The sequence below is a fragment of the Duganella sp. GW822-FHT06D06 genome (assembly GCF_058799615.1).
In genome coordinates this window covers 94,837-107,634 of the sequence record NZ_JBXALQ010000013.1, presented here as the reverse complement: position 1 = coordinate 107,634, position 12,798 = coordinate 94,837, and the positions used below count along the sequence as shown (strand labels likewise).

Annotated in this window: 12 protein-coding genes; 8 read left to right on the top strand and 4 right to left on the bottom strand. The window is 67.0% G+C overall.

Annotated elements, in window-relative coordinates; translation table 11 throughout:
- Positions 1–61 precede the first annotated feature (61 nt).
- The 4 genes from AC1RMD_RS22145 (at position 62) to AC1RMD_RS22130 (ending at position 5,387) form a co-directional block, all read left to right on the top strand.
- Entirely contained in the window at positions 62–874 is an 813-nt protein-coding gene (locus AC1RMD_RS22145) for a polysaccharide deacetylase family protein (RefSeq protein ID WP_492929431.1), read from the top strand.
- On the top strand, positions 853–1,896 hold the full coding sequence (locus AC1RMD_RS22140) for a LacI family DNA-binding transcriptional regulator (RefSeq protein ID WP_492929429.1): 1,044 nt from the start codon (positions 853–855) through the stop codon (positions 1,894–1,896). The genes AC1RMD_RS22145 and AC1RMD_RS22140 overlap by 22 nt, the downstream gene beginning before the upstream one ends.
- A gap of 216 nt (positions 1,897–2,112) precedes the next feature.
- On the top strand, positions 2,113–4,773 hold the full coding sequence (locus AC1RMD_RS22135) for a TonB-dependent receptor plug domain-containing protein (RefSeq protein WP_492929427.1): 2,661 nt from the start codon (positions 2,113–2,115) through the stop codon (positions 4,771–4,773).
- Between the two features lie 74 nt (positions 4,774–4,847).
- Positions 4,848–5,387 (top strand): DUF2058 domain-containing protein, encoded by a 540-nt coding sequence (locus AC1RMD_RS22130; protein ID WP_492929425.1) that lies wholly within the window; start codon positions 4,848–4,850, stop codon positions 5,385–5,387.
- On the opposite strand, the gene AC1RMD_RS22125 is transcribed toward AC1RMD_RS22130, so the two are convergent.
- The 4 genes from AC1RMD_RS22125 to AC1RMD_RS22110 all read right to left on the bottom strand — a co-directional run bounded on the left by AC1RMD_RS22125 (position 5,388) and on the right by AC1RMD_RS22110 (position 8,617).
- The gene (locus tag AC1RMD_RS22125) at positions 5,388–6,095 is read right to left on the bottom strand and encodes a type 1 glutamine amidotransferase domain-containing protein (RefSeq protein WP_492929423.1); all 708 of its coding nucleotides are present in this window, start codon (positions 6,093–6,095) and stop codon (positions 5,388–5,390) included.
- Positions 6,096–6,123: 28 nt separating this feature from the next.
- The gene (locus AC1RMD_RS22120; protein ID WP_492929421.1) at positions 6,124–7,281 is read right to left on the bottom strand and encodes an iron-containing alcohol dehydrogenase; all 1,158 of its coding nucleotides are present in this window, start codon (positions 7,279–7,281) and stop codon (positions 6,124–6,126) included.
- A 119-nt stretch (positions 7,282–7,400) separates the two neighbouring features.
- Complete coding sequence (locus AC1RMD_RS22115; RefSeq protein ID WP_492929419.1) at positions 7,401–8,012, bottom strand: TetR/AcrR family transcriptional regulator; 612 nt, start codon at positions 8,010–8,012, stop codon at positions 7,401–7,403.
- Positions 8,013–8,059: 47 nt separating this feature from the next.
- A complete protein-coding gene (locus AC1RMD_RS22110; RefSeq protein ID WP_492929417.1) occupies positions 8,060–8,617 on the bottom strand; it encodes a PEP-CTERM sorting domain-containing protein in 558 nt (185 codons plus the stop codon).
- 127 nt (positions 8,618–8,744) lie between these two features.
- Here AC1RMD_RS22110 and AC1RMD_RS22105 point away from each other — a divergent pair, with 127 nt between their 5' ends.
- The 4 genes from AC1RMD_RS22105 (at position 8,745) to AC1RMD_RS22090 (ending at position 12,785) form a co-directional block, all read left to right on the top strand.
- Positions 8,745–9,839, top strand: coding sequence for a histidine kinase (locus tag AC1RMD_RS22105; RefSeq protein ID WP_492929415.1), 1,095 nt, complete (start codon positions 8,745–8,747; stop codon positions 9,837–9,839).
- Positions 9,829–10,956, top strand: coding sequence for a sensor histidine kinase (locus AC1RMD_RS22100; protein ID WP_492929413.1), 1,128 nt, complete (start codon positions 9,829–9,831; stop codon positions 10,954–10,956). Before AC1RMD_RS22105 ends, AC1RMD_RS22100 begins: the two co-directional genes overlap by 11 nt.
- A complete protein-coding gene (locus AC1RMD_RS22095) occupies positions 10,904–11,725 on the top strand; it encodes a LytR/AlgR family response regulator transcription factor (protein WP_492929411.1) in 822 nt (273 codons plus the stop codon). The genes AC1RMD_RS22100 and AC1RMD_RS22095 overlap by 53 nt, the downstream gene beginning before the upstream one ends.
- A gap of 112 nt (positions 11,726–11,837) precedes the next feature.
- On the top strand, positions 11,838–12,785 hold the full coding sequence (locus AC1RMD_RS22090; RefSeq protein ID WP_492929409.1) for an alpha/beta fold hydrolase: 948 nt from the start codon (positions 11,838–11,840) through the stop codon (positions 12,783–12,785).
- Positions 12,786–12,798 lie beyond the last annotated feature (13 nt).

Sequence of the window (12,798 nt, the reverse complement as noted above, 5' to 3'; positions counted from 1 at the left end):
TGACAGAGGAAATCAACCCGTGCACCATGTCTGGGAACGTTTCCAAAAAGAGACACTTTGCATGCATAGACTCCATTTTCTTGCGCTGGCCGTGGTCGGCCTGGCCGCTCCGGCCGTCGCCTCGGCCGGGGATTGGCCGCACGGCGCCCGCGCGGCCGTCAGCCTGGCCTACGACGACGCGCTCGACTCGCAGCTCGACCACGCCATCCCGACGCTGGACAAATACGGCTTGAAGGGCAGCTTCTACCTGCAACTGTCGAATCCGACGGTGGAGCGGCGCCTGGCGGACTGGCGGCGCGCCGCGCGGCGCGGCCACGAGCTGGGCAACCACAGCCTGTTCCACCAGTGCTCGCGGGCGGCGCCCGGGCGCGACTGGGTGCAACCGCAGCGCAACCTCGACACCACCAGCGCCGAGCAGATGCGCGACCAGGTGCTGGCCGCCAACACCATGCTGTACGCCATCGACGGCAAGCGCGCGCGCAGCTACACCGTGCCCTGCGGCGACACGCTGGCCAACGGCGTCGACTACCTGCCGCTGATCGCGCCGGCCTTCGTGGCGATCAAGGTGGGCGGCGGCGACGGGGTGACGGCGTCGATGGCGGCGCTCGACCCGCGGGCGGTGGCGGTGCTGGCGCCGGTCGGCCTCAGCGGCAAGGACTTGATCGCCATCGTCGAGCGGGCGGGGCGCCAGGGCGGCATGGTCAACTTCACTTTCCACGGCGTCGGCGGCGACTACCTGAGCACCTCCAACGCCGCCCACGAGGAGCTGGTGCAGTACCTGGCGGCGCACCGCCGGCTGTACTGGACCGACACTTTTCTAACCATCATGACCTACGTGAAAAGGCACCAGCCGTGGCCACCATCAAAGACGTAGCCCGCCTCGCGGGTGTAGGACTGGGAACCGCTTCGCGCGTCGTCAGCGGCAAGGGTTCGGTATCGCCGGCCACGCTGGCCAAGGTCAGGGCGGCCATCGAGCAGCTGGACTTCCGGCCCTCGCACGCGGCGCGCACCTTGCTGTCCGGCTCCAGCCAGATGATAGGCGTGTACATCCCGGTGCTGAGCGGCACCTTCTACACGCCCATCCTGCAAATCATCGACAACGAATTGCGCGCCGCCGGCCTGCACATGGTGGTGGCCTTCGGCGCCGGCCTGGGCGGCGCGCGCCAGCAGGCGATCGAGGGCATCGCCTTCCTGATCGAGCGCGGCTGCGACGGCCTGATCCTGATGACCAATGTGCTGCACGAGGAAGACATCGGCGCGCTGCGCTTCAAGCACGAGCGCATGGTGGTGCTCAACCACAGCTTCGACAATATCGCCGGCCAGTGCTTCACGGTCGACCACATGCTGGGCGGGCGGATGGCGGCGCGCGCCTTGCTCGACCACGGCCACCGGCAGATCGCCGTGGTGGCCGGGCCGGCCAGCCTGCCGGACAACGTGGTGCGGGTCAACGCCTTCCTCGCCGAGCTGCACGCCAACGGCGTCGACACCGGCAAGCTGTGGGTGACCGAGCGCGACTTCTCGCCGGCCGGCGGCTGGTCGGCGGCCAAGGAATTGATGGACTCCAAACACCCGTGCAGCGCGCTGTTCTGCGCCAACGACGAGATGGCGGTGGGCGCGCTGTCGTATTTCCAGGAGGCCGGCATCCGCGTGCCGCACGAGCTGTCGGTGATCGGCTACGACGATACGCCCAGCGCGGAATTCTCGGCGCCGCGCCTGACCACGGTGCACATGCCGTGGCGCGAGATGACGCAGAACGGCATCAACGCGCTGCTCAACAGCTGCTACGACCTGCAGCGCCCGGTCACGCGCGGCTATCCGGTGACGATGACCTTGCGCGCCTCGCTGGCGGCGCTGCCGGCGGCGGCCAAGCCGGCCCGACGCCGCAAGCCGGCCTGAGCGCCCGGCGACCGGAAATAGTGTTCATATGCTATCGGGAAAACGTTTATGTAGTTGTTAATTTGCCGCATGAATCTGGATTCACGCTGAAGTTTGGTGGAAACAATAGACGGTCTGCAATGATGTCTATACATTCAGCCGTAGCAACAATCTTCACGTGACACCTAAGTTGCAATCAACAGACACCCGACATCACGAAAATAAAAGAGATCGCATATGAAGAAGAATTTTCCATTCGCAGCGTTGTTGTTGTCCGCCAGCCCATACCTCCTGGCCCAGGCCCAAGCCCAGGCAAGCGCCGTCGCCCAAGGCGCCGCCGCGCAGACGGCCGCCGCGGCCGATGTGACGCCGGACGAAATCCAGAAAGTGATCATTGTCTCCACCGGCAGCCGCGGCGCCCAGCGCACCATGGTCGATACGCCGGTCCCGGTCGATATCATCGGCGCGCGCGAGCTCGGCAAGACCGGCCAGGTCACGCTGGACAAATCGCTGCAATTCCGCGTCCCCTCTTTTAACACCGTGCAGACGCCGGTCAACGACGCCACCTCGCTGCTCGATCCTTACGAGATCCGCAACATGGGCCCGAGCCGCGTGCTGATCCTGGTGAACGGCAAGCGCAAGAATTCCAGCGCGCTGATCTACACCCAGACTTCCCCGGGCCGCGGCGAAAGCGGCGCCGACATTTCGGCAATTCCGGTCGACGCCATCAAGCGCATCGAAGTGCTGCGCGACGGCGCCTCGGCCCAGTACGGTTCCGACGCGATCGCCGGCGTGGTCAACATCATCCTGAAGGACAATGCCGAAGGCGGCTCGGTCACCGCGCGCGGCGGCATCACCCACGAGAACGACGGCAAGATGGGCGGCCTGTCGCTGAACCAGGGCTTGCCGCTGGGCGTAGACCGCGGCTTCTTCAACTACACGCTCGATGTCTCCAAGGTCAACCTGTCCAACCGTCCCGGCATGGTCGACGCCCGCGGCGAGGCCAGCGACTTCAGCGATCCGGCCCACGGCGTTCCGTTCTCGGCCGTGCTGCCGGTGGCGCAGAACTTCCTCAAGACCCATCCGGACGCCGGCAACATCAACGGCTCGCCGGCGACCCGCTCCGTCAAGGCCTCGGTCAATACCCGCTACGATCTCAGCGACACCACCAGCCTCTACGGCAACGCCGCCTATGTGAACAAGAAGGTCAACTCCTACGCCAACTACCGCACGCCGTACTGGCGTCCGACCGACTACGGCCTGCTGCACCCGGCCGGTTCCACCTATGTCGGCTATGTGCCGACCTTCGTCGGCACCCTGGACGACTACAACGCCACCGGCGGCACCAAGTTCCTGCTGGGCGACTGGAACGCCGACGTCAGCCTGACCTACGGCGGCAACAAGCAGGGCTACGCGGTCGGCAACTCGGTCAACCGCGGCATGCAGGAAGACTACCTGGCGCACGTCATCACCACGCCATCGCCGACCAGCTTTGACGCCGGCGGCGTCAAGTTCAGCCACTGGGTGCTGAACGGCGACATCTCCAAGCAGCTGAGCAAGGACGTCAACTTCTACGCCGGCACCGAGCTGCGCCACGAGAACTACGACACCATCGCCGGCGACGCCGCGTCCTACTACGGCAGCGGCGCCGATTCCTACGCCGGCAATGCGCCGGCCAATTCGTTCGGCTCGTCGCGCTCGAACTACGGCGCCTACGCCGGCGCCACCTGGGACATCAGCCCGGCCTTCCTGGTCGACGCCACCGGCCGCTACGAGAAGTACACCGACTTCGGCAGCGCCTTCGTCTGGAAGACCTCGACCCGCTACAAGCTCAACGAGAAGGTCACGCTGCGCGCGTCGGCCTCGACCGGTTTCCGCGCGCCGTCGCTGGCGCAGATCTACACCCAGAAGGCGCAATACTCCTTCGTGCCGGGCAAGGGCATCCTGGTGTCGGGCCTGGTCAACAATGTCTCGACCGCGGCCGCCGCCTTGCAGGTGCCCAAGCTGAAGGCCGAGAAGTCGAACAACATCACGCTGGGCCTGGGCTTCAAGCCGGACAGCAACACCAGCATCACGATCGACTACTACAACATCAAGGTCAAGGACCGCATCGTGCTGAGCACCGAGATCAAGCCGATCTGCAAACGCGACGACTTTACCGGCCCGACCGCCGATGCCGACTACGACGCCTGCGTGGCGGCCAGCCCGCTGGACCAGCAGCTGGGCAAAGCCAACATCGTCTCGGCCAGCTTCTTCGTCAACGCGCTGACCAGCCGCACCGAAGGCATCGACTACGTCGCTTCGCGCAAGAACATTCCTTTCGCGGACGGCAAGGTGACGCTCAACCTGTCGGGCAACGTGTCGTTGAAGAACGAACGCGATGGCGCGGTCAACAATCCAGGCCTGATCGCCTCGGCCAACCAGTCGGTGCTGAACGCCACCACCGAAGCGCTGATGTTCACCTCGCGGCCGAAATTCAAGACCATCCTCGGCGCCGACTGGGACTACAAGCAGTTGAACCTGTCGCTGAACAACACCGTGTTCGGTCCTACCCACTTCCGCAACGCCGGCATGGACGACAACCTGGAAGTGGCGTTCAAGAGCAAGGTGGTGACGGACTTCTCGGTCACCTACGCGCTGACCCCGAGCACCACGCTGTCGTTCAACATCAACAACATGCTCAACACCACGCCGAGCTGGCACTTCAATGCCCGCAACGCCAAGGGCCAGGCCATCCTGGACAGCAAGGTGGCCGATGCCGTGACCGGCATGACGCCGGTCGAGGCGCAGACCAACCTGGTGACCTTCAACGGCCGCTACTCGATGGTGACCTACGATGGCTCGCATTTCAGCCAGCTGGGCCGCACCTTCTCCGCCTCGCTGAACTATCGCTTCTAAGCGGCACGCCGCAGCTATAATGAGGTCCGCGGCTCCGCAAGGGGCGGCGGACCTTTTTTTATGGAGTGCTACACATGGTTTCGTTACAAGATCAATTGCTGAAGGCCGGCCTGGTGGCCAAGAACAAGGTCAAGGTCGCCTTTCAGGAAAAGAGCAAGCAGAAGAAGGAAGAGCGCCGCTCCGGCACCCAGAGCGTCGACGAAGCCAAGCTGGCCGCGCAGGAGGCGCAGCGCAAGCTGGCCGAACGCAACCGCGAACTGAACGCCCAGCGCGACGCGGCCGCGCAACAGAAAGCCATCCTGGCGCAGATCGCGCAGATGGTGCAGCAAAACCGCCAGGACAAGGGCCGCAACGGCGACATCGCCTACAACTACACGCACGGCAGCAAGATCGAGCGCATGTTCGTGACGGCGGCGGTGCGCGAGCACCTGGTGGCCGGCCGCCTGGTGATCGTGGTGCTGAACGGCGTGGCCGAACTGGTGCCGCGCGTGATCGCCGACAAGATCGCCGAGCGCGACGCCACCCTGGTGGTGCGCGTCAACAAGAACACCACCGCGGTGGAGGAAGACGACCCTTACGCCGCCTTCCAGATCCCGGACGACCTGATGTGGTAATCAGGCGCTCGGCGCCTGCTCCCGGCCACGTCGGGCCAGCAGCTTGAGCAGGGCCGCCGCCGCCGCTTCCGACGAGGCCGGATTCTGGCCGGTCACCAGCAGGCCGTCGGTGACGGCGTAGGCTTGCCAGTCGGCCAGCTTGGTGTAGAGGCCGCCGTGTTCCTTCAGCATGTCCTCGACCAGGAAGGGCACGACCTTGGTCAGGCCGACCGCTTCCTCCTCGCTGTTGGTGAAGCCGGTCACCTGCTTGCCGCGCACCAGCGGGCTGCCGTCGGCCGCCTTCGCATGGCGCAGCACGCCGGGCGCGTGGCACACCGCCGCCACCGGCTTGCCGGCCGCCAGCATGGCTTCGATCAGCGCGATCGAGGCGCGGTCTTCGGCCAGGTCCCACAGCGGGCCGTGGCCGCCCGGATAAAACACGGCGTCGAAGTCGGCCGCGTTAACCTCGGCCAGCTTGCCGGTGTGGGCCAGCGCGGCTTGCGCGGCGGCGTCGGCCTTGAAGCGGATGGTGGCCGGGGTCTGCGATTCCGGCGCGTCGCTTTTCGGGTCCAGCGGCGGCTGGCCGCCCAGCGGCGACACCAGCGTCAGTTGCGCGCCGGCTTCTTTCAACGCGTAGTAGGGCGCGGCGAATTCTTCCAGCCAGAAGCCGGTTTTGTGGCCGGTGTCGCCCAGTTGGTCGTGCGAGGTGAGTACCATCAGGATGTTCATGTCGAGTCCTTGTGTGGAGTGGAGGGGCTTACAGTGCAGCTTCAAGAATGCGGCGGCTGCGCGCCAGGTCGATGTCGCGGTGTTCGCCCAGGCTGGTCATGCCGTGCGCGGCCAGCTGCGCCAGCACGGCTTCGACCGCTTCCTGTCCCAGCTGGTAGGCCGACAAGCGGGTCGGGATGCCGAGGCCTTCGAAGAAGGCGCGGGTGTGGGCGATGGCGGCGTCGATGCGTTGCTCGTCGTCGCCGTCGCGGATGCCCCACACGCGCTCACCGTATTGCAGCAGCTTCTCGCGCTTGCTGGCGCGCTGCACGTCCAGCAGCGACGGCAGCACCAGCGCCAGGGTGCGCGCGTGGTCGATGTCGTACAGCGCGGTCAGTTCGTGGCCGATCATGTGGGTGGCCCAGTCCTGCGGCACGCCGGCGCCGATCAGGCCGTTCAGCGCCAGGGTGGCGGTCCACATCAGGTTGGCGCGGGTGGCGTAGTCGTCCGGCGCGGCCAGCGCCTGCGGCGCGATCTCGACCAGCGTCTGCAGCAAGCCCTCGGCGAAGCGGTCCTGCGCCAGCGCCTGCACCGGGTAGGTCAGGTATTGCTCGACCGTGTGGACGAAGGCGTCGACCAGGCCGTTGGCCACTTGTTTGGTCGGCAGCGTGAAGGTCTTGGACGGATCGAGCACCGAGAATTGCGGGAACAGCAGCGGGCTGCGGAACGGCAGCTTGGTGTGGCTGGCCTTGTGGGTGACCACGGCGCCGTTGTTCATTTCCGAGCCGGTCGCGGGCAAGGTCAGCACGGCGCCGAAGGGCAGGGCGCGGCGCACCCTGGCGCCGCCGCTCTGGGCGATTTCCCATGGTTCGCCGTCGTACAGCGCGGCGGCGGCGACGAACTTGGTGCCGTCGATGACCGAGCCGCCGCCGACCGCCAGCAGGAAGTCGATTTCGTCGCGGCGCACCTGTTCGACCGCGCGCATCAGGGTTTCGTAGCTGGGATTGGGTTCGATGCCGCCGAACTCGCGGCTGACGCGGGCGCCCAGCGCGCGCCGCACTTCGGCCAGGGTGCCGGTTTTTTCGGCGCTGGCGCCGCCGTACAGGATCAGCACGCGGGCGCTGTCCGGCACCAGCTGGGACAACTGGGCGATGGTGTCGGCGCCGAAAACGATCCTGGTCGGGTTGTGGAATTCAAAATTCTTCATGCTAGCTCCTGTTATTAGACTGGTCGTCTAGTGATGCACTAAAAAAACGGGGTCAAGTCTGACATTCGGACACGACCTCTACCGTAGCGTCACTGTACGGTAGAGTTTGTGTCCGAATGTCAGACTTGACCCCCTTGGGTGTCGGCCGGCAGGTCCAGCATGGTGAGCGTGGTTTGCCAGGCGGCGTGCAGCGCGCTGGGCTCGCGCCGCAACTTGGTCAGCAGCGCTGCGCCCAGCCACAGCTGGTACAAGGCCAGCGCCGTCAGCTTGGCGTCGGCGACCTGGCGCAGCGAACCGTCGGCCTGCGCCTGCTCGACGCAGACCGCCAGCCGGGCGACGATGCGGTTGGTGCCCTCCAGCAGGGTGACGCGCATGGCTTCCGACATGTCCGCCACTTCCCCGCTGAGCTTGACCACCAGGCAGCGGCAGTCGCAACTGTCCGCGTCGAGGTCGTTCCAGCTGGCCCAATAGTCCATCAACGAGCGCGCGGCGCTTTGGCCGGGCTGGCTCAGCGTGGTTTCCATCTGCGCCAGGTATTGCCCGATATAGTCGTCCAGCAGCGCCTCGCCAAACAACTCCTTGGACTTGAAGTAGTGGTAGAAGGAGCCCTTGGGCACGCCCGCCGCCGTCAGGATCTCGTTCAAGCCCACGCCGGCAAAGCCTTTGCCGGTGATGATGGACTTGCCCGTGTCCAGGATGTGCTGGCGGACGTTGTTGTGTTCTGTGGTCATGGTGGACCCATCATAGCACAATTAGACCAGTCGTCTAGTTCCCGTGTTCAAGCGCCGGCCTGCCGGCGGCGGCGGGCCACCACGCCGACCACGCCCAGGCCGGCGAGCAGCATGGCGTAGGTGTCGGCTTCCGGCACGGAGCGCACCACCAGCTGGTCGCCAAACGACGGGGCGCCCGGCGTGCCGGCCCAGGGGCCGTAGGTCTGGCCATTGCCGTCCTGCCAGTCGCAGTGGCTGTAGCTGTTGCTGAAGTAGGGCGTGGCGCAGGCGGCGGCGCCGGTCAGCTGGCCGTTGATCGCGGCGAAGTTGGCGCCGGTCATCGGATCCGTGCCGCCCAGCGGCACATTGGCGCCGGCGAAAATGAAGTCGGTGGCCAGCGGCGCGTTGGCCAGTTCCGCCGCGGTCGGCAGGCGCCAGCCGAATTGCGACTGGTAGGACAGGTCCAGCCCGCTCGAAGCGGGCAGCGGCGACGCCCATGCCCAGTCGAGATTGTTGCGGGTGATGTAGGCGTTGCTGGCGACCGGCGCGTCGACCTGCGCCGCTACGGCGGCGCCGACGGTGGCGCACAAGGCGATGGCTAGGGACAGGCGTTTGACAAATATCATGACTTCCTCAGATTAAGTGGCGGCAAAAGAGGGGAAAATGTTACATCGACAACTGCCAAAAAACAATTAATAATTGAATTAAAATTAAGTTTGTGCCACCGCAGCAGGAATCTACACAGGAAGCCACATGCCGTTGTCCGCCGCCACGCCCAGTCGCCCCAAGCCGCACGCCTGGTTGCCGCCGTTCGCCGCGGCGGCGCTGGCCTGGAACCTGCTCGCGCTGTCCGGCGCGCTGGCCAGCCATGGCGACGCCCGGCAGCATGGCGCGGTCCACGCTTCGTTCGCGCTGACGCTGCTGCGCTTCGTGGCGCAGCACTTGCCGCTGATGGCGCTGAGCCTGGCGCTGGCGGTCGGATTCCATCGCGCGCAACGGCGCTCGCCGCCACCGGCGCAGCTGCTGCCGGTCTATCTCGGCCTGCTGGCGCTTGGCGTGCCCTTGCTGTGCATCTGGCAAAGCGCGATCAACGGCATGTTCAGCGGCAGGGGCCTGGCGACGCCGCTGGCCCTGCTCAGGCAGCAGGGCGCGCTCAGCTGGTGGTTCCAGACCTTGCTGCTGACGCTGGCGTTCTGCGCCCACCTGGCCTACAGCGCCTGGCGCCACGCGCATGCGCAGGCGCTGGCCGGGCAGCTGGCGCAACAAGACAACCTGGCGCTGCGCCTGCGCCTGTTGCAGGGCCAGCTGGAACCGTATTTGCTGTCGGGCGCGCTGGCCGGCATCGCCCGGCTGAACCGCCGGGGCTTGCGCGAGCCGGCCACGCGGGCGCTGGCGCGTTTGAGCGACTTGCTGCGTTATGCGCTGCGCGCCAGCCGCTCGGACTGGCAAAGCGTGGCCGACGAAGTGCGCTTCCTGCACGACTATGTCGACCTGCAGCGCATCTGCCGCGACGCCGGCCTGCAGGTCGAGTGGCGGCTGGAAGCCATCGACTGGAGCGCCTACCGCTGCCCGCCGCTGCTGCTGTTGCCGCTGTTGGAGCAAGCGCTGGAGGCGGCGTCGCGGCGGCTGACGCTGCGCATCGGCCGCCAGCCAACGGCGGCGGGCAGCCTGGTGCTGGTCGAGCTCAGTTATCCGCATGGCGCCAGCATGGGCAAGGGCCCGGCGCTGGCCGCGCTGGAGCGGCGCCTGGCCGTGCAGTACGGCGGCGCCGCCACGCTGGCCATGCGGGCCGACGGCGATCTCACCTGTCTGCGCCTGGCCTATCCGGTGGCGCGCCATGATGATTGACGCCATCGCCCTTCCGCAAGCCGCGCCCGCATCCGCGTGGGCGGCGCCGCGCATGCTGCGCTGGTGGCGGCCGTGCCTGCTGATCCTGCTGGGCTGGGAACTGCTGGCGCTGCTGGAAGCGCTGGCCACCGCCGTCGACGCCAGCCACGCCGGGCGCGCGCCGGCGCTGCCCGTCCTGTTGCCGACCCTGATGCTGCAATACCTGCCGCTGGTGTGCGACAGCTGGCTGCTGGCGCTGGTGTTCCACCGTTGGCCGGAGCGGCTGGCGCGACGCCCGGCGCTGCTGCTGGCAGGTTTGCTGTCGATGGCGGTTTTCGTGCCGCTGCTGACCGGCATCGATCTGCTGGTCGTGCTGCTGCGCGACGGCCGACCGTTGGCCGACTTCCCCGCCATGCTGGGCCAGGTCGGCCGCATGAGCTGGTGGTACAACCTGTTCGTGGTGGGCCTGGCCTGCCTGGCGCAGGCCGGCTACAGCGCCTGGCGCCGCGGCCGGCGGCAGGAACTGGCGGCGCAGCGCGCGCAAACGGAAAACCTGCAACTTCGCCTGGGCCTGCTGCAAGGCCAACTGAGGCCGCACTTCCTGTTCAATGCGCTCAACAGCATCGGCGCCCTGGTGCGCACCGCCGATCCGGCGCTGGCCGACCAGGCGCTGGACCGGCTGGCCGAACTGCTGAACTATGCGCTGGCGGTGGGCCAGGGCAAGCAGCCCAGCGTCGCCGACGAGCTGCGCTTCCTGCGCGTCTACCTGGCGCTGCAAGGCCTGCGCTATGGCGACCGCATGCAAGTGGACTGGGCGATCGAGCAGCGCGACTGGAGCCGCTATCCGTGTCCGCCGCTGCTGTTCCAGCCGCTGGCGGAGAATGCCGTGCATCACGGCGTGGAGGCGCACCAGCAGCCTTGCCGCATCCACATCGGGCTGCAGCATGCCGCCGGCATGCTGCGCCTGCGTATCGCCAATCCGGTGCTGGCCGCCTCGCGCGCCGGCACCGGCCTGGGGTTGAGCATGACGCGTGAACGCCTGGACATCCTGTATGGGCCGCGCGCTGAACTGAACATAGACGCCGATGATCACCACTACGCAATCGAACTACGCTTCCCCGTCGACCGACCGGCCTAGGACGGTCCTGATCGTCGACGATGAACTGCCGGCCATCGCCAACCTGGAATGGCTGCTGGCCCGGCGGCCGCAATGGCAGGTGCTGGCATCGTGCCGTTCCAGCGAGCAGGCCAGGGCGCGCCTGCGGACCGCGCCGGTCGACCTGATCCTGCTCGACATCCAGATGCCGGGCCAGTCCGGCCTGGAGTTCGCGCGCGAGCTGTGCCAGCGGCCGGGCGCGCCGCTGATCGTGTTCGTCACCGCCTACGACGAGCATGCGCTGAGCGCCTTCGATATCTTCGCGCTGGACTATATGCTCAAGCCTTTCGACGATGAACGCTTCGACCTGATGCTGCGGCGCGCGGCCCTGATGCTGGAGCTGAACCAGCAGGCGGCGATGAACAGCGCGGTGCACGCCTACCTGCGCGACCGCGCGGCCGACGAGGCCGGATACGGCACGCCGGCCCTGCAGCAGGTGGTGGTGCGCACCGCCGCCGGCCTGGAGCGCATCGCCATCGGCGATGTGATGTGGCTGGGCGCGGCCGGCAACTATGTCGAGCTGCATCTGGCCGGGCGGGTGGTCCTGCACCGCAGCACCATCACCGCCATCGTCGAACGCTTGCCGGACGAGGAGTGGGTGCGGGTGCACCGGACCGCCGTGGTGCGGCGCAGCGCCATCGCCGGCTTGCGCAGCGACAGCGACGGCTGTTACGCGCTGCGCTTGACGCAGGGCGATACGGTGCGGGTCAGCGCGCGCTACCTCAAGCAGGTGCAGGCCATGTTCGCCTGAGCGCCCGGTTCGTCCCGGAATTGACGCGATTGGTCACATAGTCGTAGCCGCCCGGCTTACCTCCGTGGCAAGCTGGCGTCACCTTATGGCTTACCTCGGGAGGAACACCGGAATGAACAAGATCGGCAGGAATTTGTTGGCGCGGCTGGCGGCGGTGATCGTCGCCAGCGCCGTGCTGGGCACCGGCGCGCACGCGCAGTCGCTGGACACGGACAGGTCGCTGGAGCACAGCGTCAAGACGGTGCGCGTCCACAATCTCGATTTTCCCGTGCTCGACGTCGGCAAAGGGCCTGTCGTCTTGCTGTTGCACGGCTTCCCCGATACGCACCGGGTGTGGCGCAAGCAGGTGATGCCCCTGGTGCGCGCCGGCTACCGCGTGGTGGCGCCGGACCTGCGCGGCTACGGCGGCGCGCCGCTCTTGCCGGCCGTGTCCGACTACACCATCGGCAAGGTGCTGGGCGACGTGACCGGCCTGCTCGATGCGCTCGACATCAGGCAGGCGCGCGTGGTCGGCCATGACTGGGGCGCGGTGGTGGCCTGGTATCTGGCGGCGTACTTTCCGGACCGGGTGGAGCGGCTGATGGCGCTGTCGGTGGGCGCGCCGTGGAACCCGGAGTTCAGCAGCATCGCCCAGCGCGAGAAATTCTGGTACTCGCTGTACTTCCAGTTTGAAGGCGTGGCGGAAGCGCAGTTTCAGCACAATGACTATGCCTTCTTCCACGCCCTGAGCCGTGACGAAGGCGATGCCGAGGCGGCCATCGCGCACTTCAAGCGTCCGGGCAGGTTGACCGCGGCGCTCAACTGGTACCGCGCCAATTCGAAGCCGTCCATGCCGCCGCCGGACGGCACGCCGCTGCCGGCCATGCCCAAGGTGCGGTGCGATGTGCTGGGAGTGTGGAGCGAGCGGGATCACTACCTGACCGAGCAGCAGATGCTGGCCTCGGCCGACGATGTCACCGGCCGCTGGCGCTACCAGAAAGTGGACGGGGCCGGCCACTGGATGATGCTGGAACAGCCCCGTCAGATCAGTGAACTGATGCTCGACTTCCTGGCGCGCTAGGCCGCTGCGGCCG